This is a genomic window from Pirellulales bacterium, from assembly GCA_019636335.1.
Taxonomy (GTDB): Bacteria; Planctomycetota; Planctomycetia; order Pirellulales; family JAEUIK01; genus JAHBXR01.
Map to the genome: position 1 here is coordinate 100,994 of JAHBXR010000005.1, position 22,652 is coordinate 123,645.

The window sequence follows — 22,652 nt, forward strand, 5'->3', positions numbered from 1 at the left end:
GCCCGCCATGATGCCTTCCCTGGAGATCTTCTCCCGTGCCTCGCGAAGCTCGCCGCGATCTCGTTCACGATCTGTTCCTGCCGACGTTGCTCTTCGCGGCGCTGGGTGGCATGACCTGGGCCGTGCGTGGTTCTTCCGGCTACGGCGCGACGGCCGGCTGTATCTTTGCCGGCGTCATGTGGGGGGCGGCGTGGTGGTTCATCTCGCGTGATCCAACATCCGACGCGCCCACGCGCCGCTACACCTCGGCCTGGATCATTCTGGCCGTCACGATCGGGTTCGGCTTCTCGGGCGCGCGTGGCTGGATGCAGTGGCCCAGCTTTTTCGAGGGCCGGTTGTTCCTCGCGCCGAACGAGTCGGTGCCGATCTCGCGCGGCTACGGCTTCTTGTGGCTGTTTATCGCGGGCATGCCCTGGGCCGGCCTGGGAGCATGCCTGCTCGCCTGGTGCGGTTCGCTGCGCGAAACGCGCGCCTGGCATTGGGTGCTCCGCATCGGTTGCGGGTTCGGCGGCGGAGCACTGGCCTGGTATCTCTACCACGCCTATCCGCAACACTTCCTGCCGCTGTACGATTCGCTCGAGACGCAATACCACGATCTCGAACACCACAACAACCTGCGCCGACTGGTGAACGACAGCCGGCTCGCCATCGCCCACCTGGGCATCTATCTCGGGCTACTCTCCTATGAGCTCATGCACCGCGACTGGAAAAACTCGCTCCTCATCGCCACCGTCGGCATTGTCAACGGCACGGGCTGGGCGCTCTGTCAGAACTGGAAGTGGGCCGCCACCACGTGGCCCGGCAGCAATTTCAACTGGTGGCGCTGCTGGGAATCGTCCGGCGGCATCAGCATCGGCGTGGCGCTCGGCCTCGCCTACTTCCTGACGAACCGCCGCATGGGCGAAGCGGAGTTGGCCACCCTCCGCGCGCGCCGCTCGATCGTGGGGCCGAACCTCGAGTGGCTGGCGGTCTACCTGCTGCTGGCGCTGGTGTCCGTCATTGCCATGCTGGAGGCCGCCGGCCTGTGGGGCATGATCTATCTCGGCGCGATGGTCCTCTTCGGCATTGCCTACGTGATCGTTCGCCGTGGAACGTTCGATCGCGAAACGCCGGCTCTGCCCGGGGCGCCGAGCGATCCCACGCTCGAGCGATTCGGGCTGTATGTCGGCCTGCTGTTCGGATTGGGACTCTCGCTGCGCAACGGACTCAAGGGCTGGTTCAACATCTACCGCGGCCACGAGGAGTACTACAGCAGCTTGCTCTGGTGGATTCTCGGTCCGTGCTTTCTCGTGGTGCTGCTCGCGCTCTTCTGGCAGGCCCTGTACCGGCCGCTGCCGCGCGACCAGCGTGGCGACCTCTTCCCGCACGCGCACGGGCTGATGTGGCTGGTGCTCGTGGTGCAAAACGTACTCGGCCAGATGATTACCGGTCCACTGCACGAGTGGAACGAGTTTGCCTTTAACCTCTACTACGTGCTGCTGTTTCTGATCACGGCGGTGATCGTGGTGCATTACGCCACGCGAGAACAAGAACACTCACACGTCAGTACACCGAGGACGCCTGTCGCAGCTTGATAAAACGGCAGAGGGTGAGTTGGTCGGCGCGCGATCCTTATCGCGGATCGCCGACGAGAATAAAACTCGCCCAGAAGAACGGATGGGCAGCGCCTTCGCTCTTGCGGCGATCGGCGATGGCCTTTAGTTCCGCGTCGCGCAGCGAGGCCGATTTCGACTTGCCGGCCGCCAGTCCGCGGTAGAAGTCGACCATCAGCTTTTGCGTGTCCTCGTCGGGCACCTTGTACAAGCTAGTCAGCAGCGTGCTTGCGCCGGCGTAAGCAAACGCACGCCGCAGTCCGGTGACCCCTTCGCCGGTGCGCAGGTCGCCCAAACCGGTCTCGCACGCCGAGAGCACGACCAACTCCGTGCCGCGGAGCTTCAACATGCCGATCTCTTCGGCGGTGACCCAGCCGTCGTCGCGTGATTCTGACGCTACGGCCTCGTCGTCGCTTGTCTGACGATTCGCGCCGGCGAGGACGATACCCGATCGCAGCAGCGGATTCTCTTGCTTCTTCAACGAGCCGAGCCCCTGGGCGGCGCTCATACCGCCACGTTCGACGCCCTGAGTGTTTACCTCCTGCTCGGCCTCGGCTGCCTGACTCGGCAGGTAATAGCCATGCGTCGCGAGGTGCAAGATACGCGGCGACGTTTTCAGTCCCTTGAGACGTTCTTCCAATGCCGCCGCGCCGGTCACTTGAACCACCGGCCCATACGTCTTGTCCTTGGCCAGGATTTCGGCGATGGCGGCCGCTTCCTTGACGGTGCCTGGCAAGGGGCTCCAATTCAGGCCGCGCAGGTCGCTCGGCACGGCGCCGCGAAACTCGACCTCGGGTGCGCCGCGCAGCAAGGCGGCTAGCTCATCGCTCGGCGGCACTGCCTCGCCACTGAACTTGAAGTCGGGCGCGGCGAAGACGAGCGTGCCTTGTGACCGCTCAGGATTGCCGACGATCAGCGCCCGGCTATTACTGATATACGACACTGCACGCGACTCGATCAGGTATTTGTCCTTCTCGTCGACCAGGGCCTCGAAGGGGATTCGCGTCAGCTCTCCGTCGGGACAGAGGTACAACGTCGTGGCGCCGTCGAGCGACTTCTCGAGTGGGGCCACGACCAGATCGTAAAGCTTGCGAGCGGGAACCTTGTATTGTTCCTCGATCTCAGCCTCGTCCGCGACGGCCAGAGCGCGGCCCGCTTGCTCTACCTCGCGGCGGATTTGTCCGACCAGCGCATCAATCGGCCCGGCCGGGCCCAAATCGACAAAATGATGGCGCGACCCCGGCTTTCCGCGGAGCACGATCGCACCGTAGTGCGCCGGCTGGCGGGCAAGCTTCTCAAAGTCGAAGGGGTGGTAGCGAAAAATGTCCACCAGGGCGCAAGCGGGATCTAACTGGGCAAGGTCTTCCGGGATCACCACCTGCTTGGGAGGCGCTGCCAATTCGCTGCCAGAAAGTCGTGAATTCAACTGTGCTTCGAGCGATTGGATCTCATCCGTTAAATCCTCGGATGCCGCGGGATTCAAGGCGCGGTTCGCTTGCTCTTGCCGTGCCGCTTGCAACTCGGTTGCCAACCGTTCCATTTCTTCGTCATCGGCAAAGGCCATCTGTCGTCCACGAAAGCGAAACAACGCGTCGAGCACGGCGGTCTTGCGGTCTGTCAGCATGAAGTAGGCACGGTCGATCTGCGACGGCGAAAGATTCTTGACGGTGCCAAGCAACGTCAACAGCAGGTTGGTGGCCCCTTGCTGCTCGCCGACATAACGGTGCATCGTCTCTTCCGAGACGTCTCCCAGGATGTCCTCCGTCGCCTTGAACTGCATCAGACTGGCATCGAGCACCAAGTCCAAGGCGTGCGACAGGTTCCCGCTTCGGGCCTGGTACATGGCATAGTTCTGCGTCGCGCCGTAGAGGCGCGGATGGCCATTGGGATAGAACTCCGAGCCGTACATTTTTCGACAGATGGCCCACGCCCGCGCGAGGTAGGGCTCTGCCTGGTCCAACTCACCCGTCTTGAGATGGAGCATCCCCACGTTGCTGAGGACCGACACGAACGTGAAATTCCCCTGCGGATACGACTCCTCGGAAAAAAGCTTCTCGGCCACTTGCAAAGCGCGCGACGCGTATTCCTGCGATGCCTTCAGATCGTTTGCGCTGTCGAGCAGTTGCGACTGGGCGTTCCAAACGCCAATGAGAAAAGGATGCCCCTGCGGAAACTTCTCGACCGGGTAAAGCTCTTCGGCGATTCTCACGGCCTTTTCGCCTTCGGCGCATGCCTCGGCAAATTGCTGGCGATAGACGAACACGTCTGCCAGGTACAAATAGGCCTGCGCCAATTCACTTTGCACCGGGAGAGTCGGGTCGGCAGCGTTCAGTTTTTCGAGAAAGGCAATGTCGCGCTCGTAGATCTCTTGAGCTCGATCGATTTCTCCCAGGGAGTAGTGTGTACGCCCGAGGTGCTGCTTGAGAGTGACAATCTCATGTTCCTTGGCAGCGACGATCTCGGGCCGAGACGCGGGTATCTGGTCCTTGATTTGCTCGAAGAGGTCGATGGCGCGTTGGAGATGAATCCGGGCGCTACCATAGTTGCCCATCTCTTCCTCGAGGAATCCCAGATTGCCCAGCGATCGCGCGACGTCGGGCTGTGGACCAAACGCGGGGGGATAAAGTGCCTCGGCCACTTCCAGGTTGCGAACCAACTCGGCATGGGCGCGCGTCATGTTTCCCATGTCGCGTTGCAGGGCCGCCATGTTAATGAGCGCGTCAAGCAAACTGGGATGTCGAGTGGGGTATTTATCCTCGGGGTAGAGCGTTTCGGTCATTTCGAGGGCCGCGGGGATGTAATGCGCAGCTTCCTGCAAGTGACGCTGCCGCAAATGTGCCTGCCCTAAGAGGCGCATCAGGGAGAGTAGTTGAGGATTGGGCGTTGGAAGGAGCTTTTCGCGGATGGCGAGGGCCTGGTCCGCGAGTTGCACGGCCTCGGCATAGTTGAGCTTCTGGAATGCCGTGTGGGCGTCTCTCTCCAGTTGCTGTGCCCGCAGCAGTTCTTCTTGTTCGGCCGGCTTGAGGGCAAGCAAGGTCTCGAAGCGTTTGACGGTCCAGTGCGCATCGGCCGTCTCGTAATAGTCTTCGCCAAAGTTGGCCGCCGTGATATCGGCGTGCCGACGGTACATCGCTAGGGCTTGTTGCAAGTCTCCCTGGCTCTCGTAAATGTTCCCCAGTGCCTTCAGTAGAACAGTCGTTTCGATTCGATTTGGCCTGATTCGCTCGGACGTCTCGACCGCCTCGAGTCCGACAGCGGTCGCTTCATCCAACTTTCCGGCGTTGAACAGATCGGCGAACTCGCCAAATTGCTGTTCAAATTTGCCCAATAATGCCTGCTGTTCCGGCGTGGGAGCGTCGGCTGCGTCCTCTTGTGCAACGACTTTCGACTCGGCGGCCGTGGAGAAGGCAAAAGAAAAGATCAGGACGCACGAGACAAACATCCTTCGCGATCGCATTTCAATTACCTCAAACGGCTATTGCCAGTTCCTCGCCCCAATTCCAGCATAGTTCCTGCGAATCGCCCGGCAGACTAACCCGGTAGCCCATAGGGCGAACGATACTCCTTCGTCAGCAGCGAATTCGCTTCGTTGCAATCGATAAAACGATTCTGTTCGGCATCGAATTCCAACCGGCCCCGCGTCTGATAGGCGATGTCTCCCAGGTGTACGAGCGCACAACTATGGTGCGCCGTACGGGCCGAGGCCCGGGTGGGCGTGCGTTTGCGCACGGCGGTGAGGAAATCGCGCATGTGCTCGGCGTAACCGTTTTGCCCGCGGATCTCCTTGCCTTCCGTCGGTCCCGGCTTGTTCTTCGGACCCAGGAAGACACTGAACGCCCCGCGGCGCGAGAAGATCATGTATCCTTCCGTGCCGTAGAAGACGTTGCCGTTGTCGAAACCGTGCAGGCCGTAGGCCGTGAAGGGGTAGTTCTCGTACACCAGGATCTTGCCGTCGGGATACTCGTAGGTGACGTGCATGTTGTCGGGATAATCGCTGGCGGTCTCACCCGGCAGCATGCGGCCGCCGCGCGCCGTAATCTGCCGCGGCACCGTGTCGACGCCGAGGCCCCAGGTGGCCATGTCGAGATCGTGGACGCCGTCGTCGCCGATCTCGCCGTTGCCATAGTCGCGAAACATCCGCCACGAACCGTGGAAACGCTGCGGATTGAAGGGCCGTTTCGGCGCCGGCCCCAACCAGCGGTCGTAATCCACTCCGGCGGCCGCCTCGCTGTCGGGCACGGGAGCCACGACGTTGCGCATTTCGGCCGTCCACGCGCGAGCAACTTTGACCTCGCCAAGGATCCCCTCCTGGAGCAGCTTTTCTGCCTTCAAAGTTACAGGGCTGCTGCGCATCTGGATGCCTTGCTGCACGACTCGGTTGTACTTTTCGGCCGCGGCCATGACGAGCAGCCCTTCGTGGTAAACGTGCGAGATCGGCTTCTCGATATAGACATCTTTCCCCGCCGCCATGGCAGCCAAGGCGATGGGGGTATGCCAGTGGTGGGGCGTGGCGATGATGCAGGCGTCGACGTTCTTGTCGGCGATCACCTCCTCGAAGCGCTGCGTCTGCCTGGGCGCGGCACTCTGATGCCGCGTGACGATCCTGCTCGTCTGATCGAGTTGTTGCGGGTCGATATCGCACAGCCAGGCGAACGAGACGTTCTCGTTACGGTCGACGAGCCCCTTCACGTGGCCGCGCATCATGCCGCCACAACCGATGATGCCCAGGTTCAGCTTCTCTTCGGGTTCATCGGCCAGAGCATGTACGCTTCCCAGGGCCGACACCGCAGCCAACAGGGCGGCCGTCTCGGTCGTGTGGGCCAGGAACTTGCGACGTGTCGTCTTCCCCTGCATGGCGAACTCCTGTCTTCACGGATGGCGTTCGATTAATTCGTACGGTTCTTGAACTGTCGCTGCGACTCTGCTTGTCGCGCCACGTTTGCCTGGCTGCTGGCCTGGTCGGTCTTGTCCTGCTTCGCTGGCTTGGCTGCTTTTGATTTATCGGGGTTGCGCCCGCAAAAGATCGCCGCGACGAACAGCCAGAACGTGCAGAAGGCATAGATCAGGCCGTTCGGCGTGCGACGGGTCCATTCTTCCCAGGGCCAGGGAAACTCGAAGAAGGCCAGGTTCAAGCTGAAATAGGTCGCCGTCGCGAGGAAGAGCGACCACCGCGCGAACGTGCCCGCGCTCTTGGGTTCTTGCGCGCGCTTGGCCAGCAGCAAGGCGGCGGGAATCAGAATCGAGAGGGGGAGTGCGACGTACGCCAGCCAGCCCAGCCACACCGGCAACTGGTCTCCCTCGTACGAGAGCCTCACGAGCGTGCGTCCTACGATCGGCACCGCCACGATCGGCAGCACCGTGAGAAACGGCCAGAGGCGTCCCGCGCTCACCGCCACCGCGGGAATGATGGTCATCGTGATCGCCAGATCGGCGAAGTCATCGAAGCGGTCGAAGGAGAAGAAGTTCCAGGCCACGATCGCGCCGACATGGACGACCAGCAGCATCCACTCGAGCCCTACCGCTAGCTCGACGGGTTCTTCCTTGTTGGTTTCGAGGGGGCGCATCAAGTGGCGATTCAACCAGAGGCCCAGCGCCAGAATGGCCCCATAGACGAGCCCGAAGGTGGTCTCCATCATGTTCCACCAGTTGATGAGCGGATCGATTTCCGCCCATGGTCCTTCGCGGAACAGGTCGCGATTCCAGGCGTGGAAGGCCTGCAACGATTCGCCCCCGGTGAACCCCAGCCCGCCCCCGAGAATGCCCCACAGAATCAGATTGCGCGTGAGCCGATCGCCTCGATAGAACGCCACGTAACAGAACAATCCCACGAGCGCTAAGAGGAGGCCGCCCCAGACCTCGTGCCGAGGTTGGATCTCGACGCCAGGCTTCCAATCCCAATGGGCCGAAAAGTAGATCGCGGGCAACTCGCCCTGCGCCGGATCGAAAGGTTCGTTAATCAGCCATTCGCCGAGGAAGAAGAGAAACAGCATGGCCACGAGCAGCGAGGCGAGCTCCACCGGTTTGTAGCGAGTCTCGCTGATCGTCATGCCGAGAAAGGCGGCGCCTGTGCCGATCCAGATGCCACCGATGATGGTGGTGCCCAGCAGCCCCCAGCGCAGGGCGGCCCAGTTGCCGACGAGATCGGCATCTTGCGCAAGGCCCAGCGTCTGGCCATAGGTCATCGAACCGCCGATCGAGATACCGATGGCGAACATGGCGGCGGCCCGAGCCGCCAGCAACGACTTGGCGCGCGCCAGGAATAAAATGGCGATGGCGAGACCCACGAGCAGCCCGGCCATCATGGCGCCGGTTTCGTGGCCATACTGCCCACGAATGCCCCAGCCCATGCCGCCAGCCAGCGACATCAGAGGCATCGCAATCCAAAGCCGTGGGGGAGTCCGTTCGCGCGATTCAGCGGACATGCTGTTCCTGCTTTCCTAGTGTCCTCTTCCGGGAAGTTCAGACGAGGGACATCATAGCAGGGTGGCTGCGCCACCAGTAGAAATTGGCCTTGGTGGCCACGGCGACGGCCGCAGTCGCCGAGAAGGCGATATCACTCGGGGGAGCCTACCAGCACGAAGCTTGCCCAGAAGAACGGATGCGCCGCGCTCGACTCCTTGCGCCGCGCCGCCATCGTGGCAAGCTGCGCGTCGCGCAGAGCCGTCTGCTTGGATGCGCCGGCGGCCAACCGCTCGTAGAAATGCGCCATCAAGCCCTGAGTCGCATCGTCCGGCACTTTGTAGAGGCTCGTGACCAACGTACGGGCGCCGGCATGGAGGAAGGCACGGCGCAGGCCGCTCACTCCTTCGCCGGTACGGATATCTCCCAAGCCCGTCTCGCAGGCCGAGAGCACCACCAGTTCGGTACCCGTTAGATCGAGCATGCCGATCTCTTCGGCCGTGGCCCAGCCATCGTCGGTGCGCTGTGCGCCGGCCTGTGCGGAATGCGGTCGGTTGGCGCCGGCCAGAATCACGCCCGAACGAAGCAGGGGGTTTTCCGCGGAACGCAAAGTCGCCAGCCGCTGGCCCGTCGTTGCCGGCGCGTCAGCAGCCGCTGGCGTCTGTGCGTCGGCCAGCTCGCCGCGCGCGCGCTGATCCGGTAGATAGAAGCCATGCGTTGCCAGGTGCAAGATCCGGGGCGCCGGCAAAGATTTCAACATACCCTCGAGCGCCGCATCGTCCAGCAGCGTCACGACCGGTGCATAGCCGGGCTGGCCCTCGAGCAACTGCTGGATACGTGCTGCCTCTTGACGCGTGCCGGGAAGGGCCGACCAGTTCAAACCGCGCACGTCGGGAGAGACTTCGCCCCGATAGAGCTCGTCGGCGGCGTTGCGAGACGCAAGCACGTCGGGCGTGGGTTGGGCAGGGACTGCTTCGAGCTCGTAATTGGGCGCCGCGATTACGACGGTGCCTGCGGCCGGTTTTTCAGCCGCACGCAACAAATCGCTCGCCGACGACACGTAAGCCATCGAGAACTTCTCGATCAGATACCGTCCATCGCGATCGACCAATGCCTCGAAGGGCAAACGGGTCAATTCACCATCCGCACAGAAGTAGATCTGCGTCGCGCCGTCGAGAGCACCCTCGAGCGGCAGCCAAATCGTCTGCGCCAGCGACTGGGCCAACTCGCGGTATTGCTCCTCGAGTTCTTTCTCGTCAGACGTGCGCAATTCGCGAGGCACATCCGAGACGGCCTGGCGCAGCTCATGCACGCGGGCGTCGATCTCATCTGCCGGGCCTAGATCGATGAGCGAGAGTCGCTCGAGCGTCCCCCCTCGCAGCACGAAAGCGGCAAAGCGGGGGGGCTGCCGTTCCGATGCTTGCCCCCGAGGCGACAACTCGTAGGGAGCATAACGCACGAATTCGACGAATGCTCCCCTGTCGCCGATCCGCGTGACAAGCCGCGCGGGATCGACCTTGTTGCTAAAGCCCGCGCGCGCCGCCCCCAGAACCTCGGTCAACTGCCGGTTGAGATTCGTTTCGAGCGTGTTTGCCTCAGCGGTACGACGCTGGCGTTCCGCGGTCAACTCGGGCGTGACGGGCAAGAGCGCCAGGTCGACCAGCGTTTGCCGTTCGGTACGTAGCCGCTCGACCGCATCGCGCAAGTCGGGATGCTTGCTCGCTGCTCGTTCGAGTTGACGCAGTTCGAGCAGCGCATCGTGCAGGGCCGTTTTGCGCTCGATGACCGCGGCGAAGGCCTCGCGGCGTCGCGACTCGACGTCCAGTCGCGACGCCAAGGTCATGAGGGTATCGCTCGTTCCTTCCTGCTTCATCAGGTACGAACGCATCGTCTGTTCCGACGCACCCCCGAACACATTCTGCAAGCTGGCCAGTTCCATCTCATTCGAACGCAGCACGAGGGCGAATGCTTCCTCGAGCCGGCCTTCGGTCGCCAGCAGCGTGCCCAGATTATCGAGCGCCGTGGCCAGGACAGGGTGCCCGGCAGGCATCGCGTCGGCCGGGTACAACTGTTCGAGCATGGCGACCGCTCGCTCGAACTGGGCGCGCGCCGCGGGCAGCTTCTCTTGCGCTCGGAGCGAGTAGGCCAAGTTGTTGACCGCCGTGGCAAGCTGTGGATGGCCGTGCGAATAGGAGTCGGCCGGATAGATTTTCTCGCACATCTTCACGGCGCGCTCGAATTGCGATTCGGCCGCCGCGTATTCTCCCAGATCGAACAAGAGCGAGCCATACTCGCTGTAGGCCACGATGAGATCCGAGTGCCCCTTGGCAAACTGCTCGGCCGGGTACAACTTCTCTTTCATGGCGAGCGACCGCTCGTAAAGCTTCCTGGCCGCCTCATACTCTTGGGCCTCGCGCAAGAGCGATGCCAGGTTGCTCCAACTCGCGGCCAGGTAGGGGTGTCCATTCGGATACTCCTCGCCCGAGAACAAGGTCTCGAGCATCGTCGCCGATGCGACATAGTGCTCGAGCGCCGACTCGGTTTCTCCCTGTTCTCGCAGCAACTCGCCGAGATTGTTGTGTGCCAGCGCCAGATCGAGATTTCCATGGGGGTAATCTTGCCTGGGATAGAGGCGTTCGCGCATCGCCAGCGACTCTTCGTAAAGTTTGCGTGCCGCGGTGTAGTCGCCTCGGGACTTTTGGGTGCTGGCCAGATTGTCGAGACTGATGGCCAGGCTGATGTGCCCTGCCGGGTAGTTTTCGACCGGATAGAGCTGGCGATTCATCGCCACGCTCCGCTCCTGGAACTGCACGGCCCCGGCGAAATCGCCTTGCATCGCCAGCAACGTGCCCAGGCTATTGAGCGTACGAGCAATATCGGGATGCCCCGCCGCGTACTGCTCCGGGGGATACAACTGTTCTTCGATCTTCAGAGCGCGCTCGAGATACTTTCGCGCCGCAACGTAGTCGTCTTGGCGGGCGAGCACCGTGCCCATGTTCGCCAGCGCGCTCGCCAGATCGGGGTGACCGTGGGGATACTCGTCGGCCGAGTAGACGCGTTCGAAAATCGCCAGGGCCTGTTCGTAGCGCCGTCGTGCCTCGACCGAATCTCCCTGGTCGTCGAGCATGACCGCCAGATTGTTGTAGACGCGCGCCTGGTCGAGATGTCCCTGCGGAAACTTCTCCTGGGGATACACCTTGGCCAGCATCGCGATCGCCCGATCGAACAGCTTGCGCGCGGCGGTGAAATCTTCGCGATCGTGGGCGATCTGCCCCAAGGAATTGAGGGTCATCGCAATGTCGACATGCCCTGCGGGAAACTGAGCGGGGGGATAGAGCTTCTCGCGCATGGCGAGTGCCCGTTCGTAGGCTTGTGCCGCTCCCGCAAGATTGCCAGAGCGCCAACGAGCGAGCGCTACGCTATCGAGCACGTCGGCAATCGTTGGATGGCCGTTGGGATTCGTCTTGGCCGGATAGAGCAATTCCGTCGCCTGGAGCGCGTGCTCGTAGTTCTCGAGCGCCAGTGCGTACGCTCCCTGCTCGAATGCCACGCCGCCCAATCGCGTGTAGCAATCCGCGATCTGAGGGTGACTGCCGGGGCACGCGTCGGCAGGATAGAGCTGCTGGCACATGGCGAGCGCCTGCTGCGCGAAACCCCACGCCGAGTTCGGCTCTCCCATGCGGTTCATGAACCTCGACGCGGTCTGCAATCCTTGCAGCAGGTCGAGATCGGGCACCGGGAGCAGCTTTTGCTGGAGCAGCATCAACTCGCCCATCTTGATCAAGGCCCGGGACGTATCTCCCCGATCGAGATCACTCTCCATGTCGCGATTCAATTGCGCGCCGCGGATGTACTCGCGGCGATCGGCCGCGGTCATCTTCTGCACGGCCTCGAGATGCTTGACTTCCCAGCGGGCGTCGACGGTCCGCCAATCCTTGGCGCCGAAGGCCTTCGCGCGAATGGCCAGCGCCTCGTCGAGCATCTTGCGGGCCGCAGCGAAATCTTCCACTTCCGTAGAAGCCCGCGCGAGCCAGATCAGAGTCGTGGCGACTTCGGCATGTTCGTTGCCGAGCAAGCGCCGTTCGATCGCGACGACCTTCTCGCCGGCGGCGATGGCCGGCCGCCGCTGGCCAGCCTTGAGCTGCGCGAGCGCGTCGTTCCAGAGACGATCGCGTTCGGCGAATCGATCCGTCTGCTTGGGAGTCTGTGCGCGGGCAGGCGTGCGCTGACCCCACGCTTGTGGCGAGCCAAGCGTGGCGCCTAGTGTTAGCACCAGGCCATAAACAACAAGACGAACGACTTTCGAGACAGATCGCAGCATGCACGCGGTCTCCACGCGGATGGGGTTATCGAGTGTCGAGCCACCTCCGTGCGGGCTGGTACTATTGTAGCTCAACCGCATCAAGACGGGTTGAGCGCCAGGGAGCTACGTTCCTCGTCTCGCGGCCGATTCTCCCCAAAATATCGGATCATCGTGCTCAGACCACGATCGGGTGGATGACCTCTCCATGCACGTCCGTCAGGCGGAAATCTCGCCCCGCGTGGCGGTAGGTCAGCCGAGTGTGGTCGAGCCCGAGCAGGTGCAGCAGCGTCGCGTGCAGATCGTGCAGGTGGACTTTCTCCTGCACCGAGTAATATCCGTACTCATCGGTTGCGCCGTAGCGAAAGCCGGCCTTCACGCCGCCGCCGGCGATCCACATCGTATACCCATGCGGATTGTGATCGCGGCCGTCGTCGCCCTGGGCGGTGGGGGTACGTCCGAACTCACCGCCCCAGAGAACAAGAGTCTCGTCGAGCAGTCCGCGGGCTTTCAGATCGGCCAACAGCCCCGCGATGGGGCGGTCGACCTCGGCGGCGTTGCTGGCATGATCCTTGCGCAGGCCGCCGTGCTGATCCCATTTGTAACTGTGCGAAACCTGCACGAAGCGCACGCCCCGTTCGGCGAAGCGTCGCGCCATCAAACACTGCCGCCCGAAGTGGCGCGTCCGTGGATCGTCGAGGCCATAGAGACGATGCGTCTCCTCGGTCTCGTCGTCGATCTGCTGCAGTTCGGGCGCTGCAGTCTGCATGCGGAAGGCCAGCTCGAAGGCTTCGATCCTTCCTTCGAGCGCCAGATCCGGCCCTGTCTGCGCGAGCTGCTCGCGGTTCATCTCGTTGAGTAGATCGAGCTCCATTCGTTGCCGCGCGGCGGACGAACGTGCATCGATGAAAGGAATCTTGGCCTGGTCCGAGGGAACACTCGCATTGCCCAGCGGCGTGCCGTGAAACACGGCCGGTAGAAACGCCGAGCTGTAGTTGTTCACCCCGCCGTGCGTCAGCGTGGGACAAATCGTGATGAAGCCGGGCAGGTTTTCGTTCTCGGTCCCCAATCCATAGGTGACCCAGGAGCCAAAGCTCGGCCGCACGAACGTATCGCTGCCGGTGTGCAACTCCAGAAGCGCGCCACCATGCCGCGAGTTCGAGCCGTGCATGCCGTGCAAAAAGCAGAGATCGTCGACATGCCTGGCCACGTGGGGAAACAGCTCGCTCACCCAGGCGCCCGACTGCCCGTGCTGGGCAAACTTCCAGGGGCTGGCCAGTAGATTGCCCGTATCGGACGAGACCACGCGCGGCTTGTCGAAGGGGAGCGGCTTGCCGTGATCGCGCGCGAGCAACGGCTTGTAGTCGAACGTATCGACCTGCGAAGGTCCGCCGTGCATGAAGAGGAAAATGACGCGCTTCGCCCGGGGCGCAAAATGGGGCGACCGCTGTGCGAGAGGATTGCCCGTGGGGGAAGGGGGCACCGTCGCCGCCGCGGTACGCTCGCTCGCGAGCAGCGCATCGAGCGCCAACAGACCGAAACCCGCACTACTGGCACGCAGCAACTCGCGGCGATTCCACACGGGCAGAAACTGGCGGCAGGCATGATCGCTCATCGTCTGGCTCGCTGTCATTCGACGTACAGAAACTCATTCGACGATACGATCACGCGACACAGCGCTTGCCATGCGTCTACTTCGGTCGTTTCGGCATCACCCGCAAGTTGCAACCGATAGCGTTCGACGAACTGTAGTGCGCGCGCCGATTCTCGCTCGCTGGGCACGCGTCCCAGGGCCGTCGTGTACAGCAGCGAGACGCGCGCGGCGTCTGATGTGGCGGCGTCTTGACAGAGACGCTCGGCGAGCTTTCTGGTCTGCTCGTTGACGAGGTCGCTGTTCATCATGAAGAGCGCCTGCGAGGCGATCGTCGTCGCGTCGCGATCTCCCTTGATCACGGTCGGCTCGGCAAAGTCGAACGCCTGTAGCGCTTCGTAGACGGCGCTGCGCACGACGGGCAGGTAGAGACTTCGCCGCGCCGTCTGGTAGTTGGTGGCGTTGACCGAGGTGGTGTTCGTCACATATTCGCGCGGCTTCGACGTCAGCAGCGAGCCACCGAGCGAGGTATCGAGCCCGCCACCAACGAACAGCAGGCTGTCGCGCACGGCCTCGGCCTCCAGACGCCTGCGATTCATTCGCCAGAGCAGGCGATTGTCGGGATCGATCTCGGCGGCGGCAGCCTCGTAGGCCGTGCTCATCTGGTAGGTCGAGGACAACATGATCCGCCGATGCATGGCCTTGATCGACCAGCCGGAGCGGACGAAATCACGGGCGAGCCAATCGAGCAACTCGGGATGGCTTGGCGCTTCTCCCAGGTTGCCGAAGTTGTCGGTCGAGCGCACGAGTCCCGCGCCGAAGTGCCACCGCCAGAGCCGATTCACCATGACGCGCGCCGTGAGCGGATGCTTCGGATCGGCGATCCAATCGGCCAACTGCAGCCGTCCGCTCGCGGCGGCGGGAAGTTCGGCCGAGGCGAGTTCAAAGGTGGCCGGCACGCCGCGCGGCACCACCTTGCCCAGGGTCAGATGACTGCCGCGAATGTGGATCGCTAGATCGGTCGGCGCCGCTTCTTCCACGGCCATCGCCTGAGGCGGCGCTGGGGGGACGGACTTATCGATTTCGGCCAACTCGGCCTCGAGTCGCGCAAGCTCCTCGCGGTCGGCCGGCATGTAGAGTGAGCGAGCGTCCGCAGGCAGTCGAAACGGACCTTGCGGATCGACCACCACGCCCCGCAAGGCCAGGTCGGCCGCCTCGGTCGATGGCGGGGTACTCTGCTGTGCTGACTCGATCGTCGCCTGATAACGCGCGGCAAGCTGAGCAACATCGGCCGGGCGATCTCGATTCAACACGTGCTCGGCCACAGCACCACCGACACCGCTAAAACTCTCAGCCGCGACGTGCGGTTCTACTCGAAACGCGAACCAGACCTGCCAGATTGACTCAGGATCCTTCTTCGCCGCGCGAAGATAGTTTGTCCATTGTTCGACGAAGGGGGCCAGCAGGCCGCGCTCTCGTGCGAGCTCGTCCACCGTGCGCGGCACGCGCGCGTCTCCGTCGCGGGGAGAAACTTCGAGCCGTGGCACGAGCGCCACCTTGTCGAAATGCGGGAATGGTCCCTCGCTCCGTTCGAGGCGCAGCGTGACCTTTCCCGCCGGCAGCTCGCATGTTCCCTCGACGCACCAGCGTTGGGTGTCGGGATCCCAAGAGCCGGTCACTTGCGAAGCGGCGTCGGACTTTTTCACTTCACCATTGAACAACATGCGAACGGGGCGCGCCTGGGCAGCGGCGTAACGAAGTTCAATCTGGTACAGACCTGCCTGCGCCAGTTCGAGGTCGTACTCGACGAAGTTCGGCAGTTCGCCGCGGTTCAAGATGACGCCGATGCCGGCGCCGTAGCCCGTGGTATCGATTAGCACGTTCCCCCGGTCGAACGACTCCGCCTCGCGCAGCACGGTACCCGGCGACAGACTCGCGCCCTCTTGCGCGGCGCGATCCACGATCGACGCGGGCGCCGGTGATTCGAGCACCTCGGTCGCCGCGAGGAGGTAGTCGGCCAGTCGCGCCCGAGCGGCGGAGACGAGGGCCGAGTTCGCGCGTTCGGTGACCGCCGCGACCTCCTTCTGCCTGGCTTCGCGTCGCGCCGCATGTTCGGCAAGCGCCGCGATGTCTGCCGCGGAGGCCAGTGGTCGTTCGTGCCATTGGGCGACCACTTTGAAGTTGTCCATCGTGCGGGTGCTCTTGAAGATGCCCGCCAGCGCGTAGTAATCGGCCGTCGAGAGGGGATCGAACTTGTGATCGTGGCAACGCGCGCAACCGAGCGTCAGGCCGAGAAACGCACCCCCCACGGTATCGAGCTGCTCGTCGACGATATCCATCTCCATTTTTACTGGGTCGTCCTCGGCCAGCATCTTCGGGCCGATGGTAAGGAACCCGGTGGCCACCATCCGCTCGAAACGGCGATCGTCGTCTACTTCGCCCGGCAGAAGATCGCCGGCGATCTGTTCGCGGATGAACTCGTCGTACGGCTTGTCGCGGTTGAATGCGTCGACGACGTAGTCCCGGTAGCGGTACGCGTTCACATAGGCCAGGTTCTCGTCCTGACCGTTCGAGTCGGCATAACGGGCCACATCGAGCCAGTGCCGTCCCCAGCGTTGTCCATATTCGGGCAGCGACAGGTACCGATCGATAAGCCGCGCCCAGGCGTCGGGCGTCTCGTCGGTCACAAAGGCTTCGATCTCTTCCGGCGTGGGGGGCAAACCGAGCAGATCGAATTTCGCTCGGCGAATCAGCCGGCGCCGATCGGCCGCAGGCGCTGGAGCGAGGCCCGCCTGCTCGAGCCGTGCCAAGACGAATTGGTCGATCGGGCTCACGCACCAGTCAGTTTTGGCCACGCTGGGAGGTGAGACAACCTGCACGGGCGCAAAGGACCAGGGAAGGGGGTGCGTTTCGCTGGTGGCCCCGTTCGATGCGTTCCCGGATGCCGCTTCGCCCGCCGGCCAGGGCAGTCCCTCGCGCACCCAACGGACGAGCGTGGCGACTTCCGCCGAACGGAGTTTGCCGTCGGGGGGCATCTTCAGTTCGCCGGTATAGCCGATGGCGTCGACGAGCAGGCTCGATTCGGGGTCGCCGGGCTCGGCGGCCGCACCGAGATCGCCCCCCGCGAGCACGGCCTCGCGCGAGTCGAGCCGCAGATTGCCTTGCTGCTTCTCGGCGCCGTGGCACTTCGTGCAGCGAGCCACGAGCAGGGGGCGGACGTTGGTCTCGAAGAACTCGAGTTGCGCGGCGGAGAAGGTCGCCCCTGGCGCATCCTCACCCTGGCGATCCTGGCCCCAGGCTCGTCGAGCATCCCACGGCAGCAGCAGTGCCAGACCGCAGACGAATACCAGGCTGAAAGGACGCAAGGGCATGCGGGACCTCGGGGGGGAATCGGGCTGCCACCTAGTCTACCCATGCCGAGAGGGGCGATGAAGCGCGACCCGGTTTCTGGCGAATGGGGGGCGCACTCGTGGAGGCTACCCAAGGATTATCGTTTAGACTAGGAAACCGCTTCGTTCACCGCGTACGCCGTCTCGAGGGATCCAGCCGTGACCGCGCCCGATGTTGTGCCCATCGTCGACACCCACCAGCATCTGTGGGACCTGTCCCGTTTTTCGCTCCCCTGGACCAAGGGGAACGAACGACTCGGACGGGACTTTCTGATGAGCGACTACCGGCAGGCCACGGCCGGGTTGGGCGTCGAACAGACCGTGTACATGGAGGTCGACGTCGATCCGGCCCAGCAGGAGGCGGAAGCCCGCTATGTGATCGAGTTCTGCGAGCGGGGCGATAATCCCATGACGGGGGCCGTCATCTCGGGGCGCCCCGCGAGTGATGGCTTTCGCGATTACGTGAACGGTCTCAAGGCGAGCCCCTACATCAAGGGTGTGCGTCAGGTGCTGCACAGCGACGCCACGCCGCCGAGTTACTTTCTCGACCGGCGCTTCGTGCGCGGCATTCAGTACCTGGGCGAGGTGGGCTGGAGCTTCGACCTTTGCCTGCAACCGCAAGCTCTACTCGACGCCGACCAGCTTGTCGCCCAATGTCCCCACACGCGTTTCATTGTCGACCATTGCGGCAACATGAGCGTCCAGGAAGGAGACACGCCACGGCGGCGGCGCTGGATGGAGGGCATGCGGCATCTGGCCGATCACGACCACGTCGTGTGCAAGGTCTCGGGCATCGTCGCCACGGCGCAGGAGGATTGGACGGCCGCCGATCTTGCGCCGAACATCAACTTCACGCTCGAGACCTTTGGCGCGGACCGCGTGATGTTCGGCGGCGACTGGCCCGTCTGCACGGAGCGTGCCACCTTCGGCCAATGGGTCGGGGCGTTGCAAGAAATTGTCAAAGAACGATCGGCCGCAGAAAAGCAAAAGCTCTTCCACGACAACGCGGTGAAGTTTTACGGTCTGCCAGCTACAGGGAAGAAACATTCCTAGCCGAGCAACGCATTTGCTTTTACCAGTCGAGTAGGAGAGGAACAGCGGATGCTGTTTCTCTCCTACTCGACTGGTAAGTCAATTCATTCCACCACCCGCGAACATCTCTTTGCAAACCTTCGCGCTCTTCGCGGTGAATCTTTTTTATTACCGCAAAGGCGCGAAGGATTCCGTTGTTTTTACTTGGCGGTCTCGGCCAGCTTTCTTGCTCTGGCGGTTTTTAATACCGAGTAGAACTGCGTGAAGACGGCGTTGTCCTCGCCGTGCTGCGCATGGCAATCGTAGCAGGCCTCGCGTTTGAAGGGTTTGCTGGTCGTGCGCTTGCCGGTGGTGCTGTAGTACATGAAGAAGCCCCAGTCATCCTCGAAGCGTTCCGTGTCGCGGACCGAGACTTCCAGCCCCATCGACGGCGCCGCGTAGTGCCCATTACGGTTGATTTCGTCGTCCCCCTTGAGCTTCGCCGCGGGGTTGTTCGTCACGACGAAGATCGTCTGTTCGAGGAACTCGCCGGTCGCCACGTAGTGGTCGAAGGCCTCGGGTTGCATATAGACGTTGTGGAACAAGCCGGGCTTGCTAGGGTCGGGCTTTTGGCCGGGCGAATAGTCGAGCCCCAGCGACGTGCCCACCAGGGTCCAGCGCTCGTACCCCTCGGGGCGCAAGAGCGAACCTTCGGCATTGTACTCGGGCAATGTCATCGTCGATTTCGGTTCGGTCGCCGGGCCGGGCGTTTCATCCGCCACCGAGTGAACGACGGCAGCCAGCGAGCAGGCGATGGCCGCGAAGGCGGCGAAGTGAAAACCTGGCTTCCGATTCATCGGCATGGGCTCCTCGGGTGCGCTCGACTGGTGGCGAAAAGGGGATCCGCCCATGCTCACGGGCGGTTCGCTGGCTGTCAAGAATCTGGAAATCTCGTACCGCAAGACGCTCCAACGCGCGGCATGGCCTTCGCGATACTGGTATCATTGGCCAGAGTACCGGCCCGATTGCTTCGACTCTGTTGCCCTTGCAACTGGGATGAACGCCATGCCGACCATACCTCGACGGTCCGACGGTAGATTCGCACGACGCACGGCAATCTTGGCCTCTGCGGTGTTTGTCTTTGCCTGTCGCGGGGAGATCAGGGCCGACGATTGGCCCCAGTTTCGCGGACCTAATTGCTCGGGCATCTCCGCCGGCACGCAGCCGCTGCCGGCGGAACTCTCGCTCGACGAGAATCTGCTCTGGTCGGCTGACGTCGGCGACGGAGTCGGTGGCGCCATCGTTGCCGGCGGTCGCGTCTACGCCAGCGGCATGACGGGGGCCGAAACGGTCAGCCTCTTGGCCTTCGACGCCGCCACGGGCAAGAAACTCTGGCAGCGCGATTGGCCCACCGGTCCGCTGCCCGAGATCCATCTCACGAACAGCCAGGCCAGCAGCACGCCCGCCGCCGACGGCGAGCGTGTCTATTTCTATTTCACCACGCTCGGTCTGCTGGCGGTCGATGCCGCGACCGGCGCCGACGTGTGGCACCAGGAGTTGCCCGTTCCCTTTTTTGTCTTCAAGTGGGGCCCCGGCATGTCGCCGGTCCTCTATCAGGACCTCGTCCTCTTCTGCCAGGACGACGATCTTTTTCCGGCGATGTACGCCTTCGATCGTGCGACCGGCTCGCTGCGCTGGAAAGACGAGCGACTCGACATGGCGGTCAATTATTCTCACCCGATCGTCTGCTCGGTCGATGGGCGCGACGATATCGTCGTCGGCGGGACGGGCCTCTTGGTTGGCTACGATCCGACGACCGGCCAGCGCCGCTGGCACGCCAAGGTGATGCTCCGCAACATCAAGACGACCCCCGTCGCGCGGGATGGCATTGTCTACATCTCCGTGCAGAGTGGGGGCATCGCCAACCAGTGGCTTCGCTCGGTCGATCAAGCGGAGACCGGCAACAACGACGGCCGGCTCGACAAGGCGGAGATGCAGGCCTTCGTCGGCGAGCAGGTGATTCCGCCCGCTTTCTTTGAAAAGACTTTCGACCGCGGCGACCTGGACAAGAACGGTTTTCTCGAAGGCCAGGAACTCGACCTGGCGTTCCTCAGTCCCGACAACTTTGCTGGGGCCAGCTTTACACAGTTGGGTGACGCCGCGGCGGACGAATACGTGCTGGCGGTGCGTGGCGGCGGCGAGGGAGACGTCACCGATTCGCACCTCCTGTGGAAGCACAAGACGAAATACACGGACCATATTGTCTCGCCCCTGGTGGACGATGGCCGGATGTTTCTGGTGAAGGAGGGGGGTATCACTACGGTCTACGACATGGAGGAAGGAAAGTCGCTCCGCGGCGCGAAGCGCGTGGGCAACGGCGGCAACTATTTCGCTTCGCCAGTCGTAGGCGACGGCAAGGTTTATCTGGTGAACGAAAACGGCGACTCGATCGTGCTCAAGAACGACGAGTCGTACGAAGTGCTGAGCGAAACGAACCTCGGCGACGCGATCATCGCGACGCCGGCCATCGCGGAGGGGAAGATTTTTGTTCGCACGCGGTCGAAGTTGATGTGCTTTGGGGCACGCGCAGATTAGATCGCAACCGTTTTGCGTTGGTGCGCGGACCACTGCGCACCAACGCGGACCAGTGGGTCGCCACGGGTGCCGCGGATTTGATGGCAAGCTGCGAGGCGGTGGGGACTTGCGAGTTGCGGTCATGGCTTTTTCGCGGCTTGAAGCGTGGCCTCTATTGACGCGCACCAGTGACGCGCACCAGACGCCCCGGATCGCGTACCATCGCGGACCAAGCGATTGTGTCACGCGTCGGGAGACAGGGTTGGCGCGGATCGGCCTCTACTTTACACGGGGAGGGTGCTTCGCCGCTGCGTAGGTTTTCGGCCACCCCGGTGTCTGTGGCTTTTCGCGCGTGGCTGCACACCGATGGAAAGAGTGGAACACTTCAAGTCGCTGTCGCACAGCGGCCGGTTGGTTTACCACCACGGCACGACGACACGACGAGCCGGCAGCACTTGCCTGCGGATCGGGTAACCTGGACCTGACCATCGATCAAGTCGGGGCGTCGAGCCTCTTGGCGCCACGCCGCCGCATTCCGTCTTTGATCAAGCTGCAAGTGCAGAGTCCGATATTACTTTGTCAAGGATGGCGCGTTGGTGTGTCGGATCGGAGGAGGTTTCCCACCTGACAGCTAGCTTGCATAAGCCGTGTCACCCAACTGCCCAGCTCGCAGATCCTTGCGGTGGGGCTCAGTGGGAGGAGTTACTGTTGCTGCCCGCGTCACCAAGGGGACGCCGGCGATGCAGTAGGTGTCTCGCCCCGTCCATGCCGTGATTGGCTTGCAGAAAAGCGGGCAATATCGTCCAAGCTCTCGCGAAACCTGCGTTTGAGCTGTGGCATTGATGAGATTTGACCTGGGAGTATCCATTATAAGTCGTTACGTATTAAGCTCATTTCGGCGGCAGACTCTTGTCGAATGATACATTTGTACACTACAATCCAGGAACCCTTACGAGGTCCACGATGAGCGCTAAATCCAAGATCGAGTGGACGGATGCGACGTGGAACCCCGTGCGTGGCTGCACGAAGATCAGTCCGGGCTGCGCTCACTGTTATGCCGAGACATTTGCCGAGCGATTCCGGGGCGTGCCCGGACATCCCTATGAGCAAGGCTTCGACCTGCGGCTTGTGCCGGAAAAACTCACGGAACCCATCACTTGGTCGAGGCAGCGGATGGTATTCGTCAATTCGATGAGCGACCTCTTCCATAAGGACGTGCCGGACGCCTACATCGAGTTGGTCTCACGAGTCATGGCGGCGGCAGACTGGCACATCTACCAAGTACTCACGAAGCGAGGTGAGCGCCTTCGCGATTTGCTCCAAACGAAGCTTCGTTTCGCCGCCGACTTGCCGCATATCTGGTGGGGCGTCAGCGTTGAGAATCGACGACACGGACTTCCGCGAATCCAACAACTCCAGGACGCCAAGCCATCGATGGCCTTTTTGTCGATCGAGCCATTGTTGGAGGGTCTGGGAACAATCAATCTGCGCGGGGTAGACTGGGTGATTGTTGGCGGCGAAAGCGGGCCAGGCGCACGGCCGATGCTCCCTGAGTGGGTCTTTAGCATCCGCAAGCAATGCGAGCGGGCGAAGGTTCCGTTCTTTTTCAAACAATGGGGCGGCATAAAAAAGAGCTCCACTGGCCGTGAACTCGACGGCCGAACTTACGACGACTATCCTCGCGTCGCGCGCAACGCAGTGCCCGCTGCGTTAACGAGAAAAGAGCTGGTCGAGCAGTATCAAGGTGCCTGGCCGCAAGATCCGCGGCCTAACAATAAGCAGACGGCTTGAGCGTC

11 protein-coding genes are annotated in these 22,652 nt (G+C 62.6%); 4 read left to right on the plus strand and 7 right to left on the minus strand.

Going from position 1 to position 22,652, the window contains the following annotated elements; genetic code table 11:
• Positions 1-35: 35 nt before the first annotated feature.
• Positions 36-1,574, plus strand: coding sequence for a hypothetical protein (locus KF708_07135; protein ID MBX3412443.1), 1,539 nt, complete (start codon positions 36-38; stop codon positions 1,572-1,574).
• A gap of 37 nt (positions 1,575-1,611) precedes the next feature.
• Here the strand turns inward: KF708_07135 and KF708_07140 are convergent, their stop codons facing one another.
• The 6 genes from KF708_07140 to KF708_07165 all read right to left on the minus strand — a co-directional run bounded on the left by KF708_07140 (position 1,612) and on the right by KF708_07165 (position 17,253).
• A complete protein-coding gene (locus tag KF708_07140) occupies positions 1,612-5,034 on the minus strand; it encodes a CHAT domain-containing protein (GenBank protein MBX3412444.1) in 3,423 nt (1,140 codons plus the stop codon).
• Positions 5,035-5,123: 89 nt separating this feature from the next.
• Positions 5,124-6,446, minus strand: coding sequence for a Gfo/Idh/MocA family oxidoreductase (locus KF708_07145; GenBank protein ID MBX3412445.1), 1,323 nt, complete (start codon positions 6,444-6,446; stop codon positions 5,124-5,126).
• Between the two features lie 32 nt (positions 6,447-6,478).
• Positions 6,479-8,014, minus strand: a complete 1,536-nt coding sequence (locus KF708_07150; GenBank protein ID MBX3412446.1) for a hypothetical protein — start codon at positions 8,012-8,014, stop codon at positions 6,479-6,481.
• Positions 8,015-8,145: 131 nt separating this feature from the next.
• Complete coding sequence (locus KF708_07155; protein ID MBX3412447.1) at positions 8,146-12,312, minus strand: CHAT domain-containing protein; 4,167 nt, start codon at positions 12,310-12,312, stop codon at positions 8,146-8,148.
• A gap of 157 nt (positions 12,313-12,469) precedes the next feature.
• Positions 12,470-13,906 carry a DUF1501 domain-containing protein gene (locus KF708_07160; protein MBX3412448.1) on the minus strand — a complete coding sequence of 479 codons (1,437 nt, stop codon included), beginning with the start codon at positions 13,904-13,906 and terminating at the stop codon, positions 12,470-12,472.
• A 14-nt stretch (positions 13,907-13,920) separates the two neighbouring features.
• Positions 13,921-17,253, minus strand: a complete 3,333-nt coding sequence (locus tag KF708_07165; protein MBX3412449.1) for a DUF1553 domain-containing protein — start codon at positions 17,251-17,253, stop codon at positions 13,921-13,923.
• Positions 17,254-17,430: 177 nt separating this feature from the next.
• Here KF708_07165 and KF708_07170 point away from each other — a divergent pair, with 177 nt between their 5' ends.
• Entirely contained in the window at positions 17,431-18,324 is an 894-nt protein-coding gene (locus KF708_07170; GenBank protein ID MBX3412450.1) for an amidohydrolase family protein, read from the plus strand.
• A gap of 179 nt (positions 18,325-18,503) precedes the next feature.
• Here the strand turns inward: KF708_07170 and KF708_07175 are convergent, their stop codons facing one another.
• Entirely contained in the window at positions 18,504-19,139 is a 636-nt protein-coding gene (locus KF708_07175; protein ID MBX3412451.1) for a cytochrome P460 family protein, read from the minus strand.
• Positions 19,140-19,401: 262 nt separating this feature from the next.
• Between KF708_07175 and KF708_07180 the strand changes: the two genes are divergently transcribed.
• On the plus strand, positions 19,402-20,877 hold the full coding sequence (locus KF708_07180; GenBank protein ID MBX3412452.1) for a PQQ-binding-like beta-propeller repeat protein: 1,476 nt from the start codon (positions 19,402-19,404) through the stop codon (positions 20,875-20,877).
• A 942-nt stretch (positions 20,878-21,819) separates the two neighbouring features.
• On the plus strand, positions 21,820-22,647 hold the full coding sequence (locus tag KF708_07185; GenBank protein ID MBX3412453.1) for a phage Gp37/Gp68 family protein: 828 nt from the start codon (positions 21,820-21,822) through the stop codon (positions 22,645-22,647).
• The last annotated feature ends 5 nt before the right edge of the window (positions 22,648-22,652 follow it).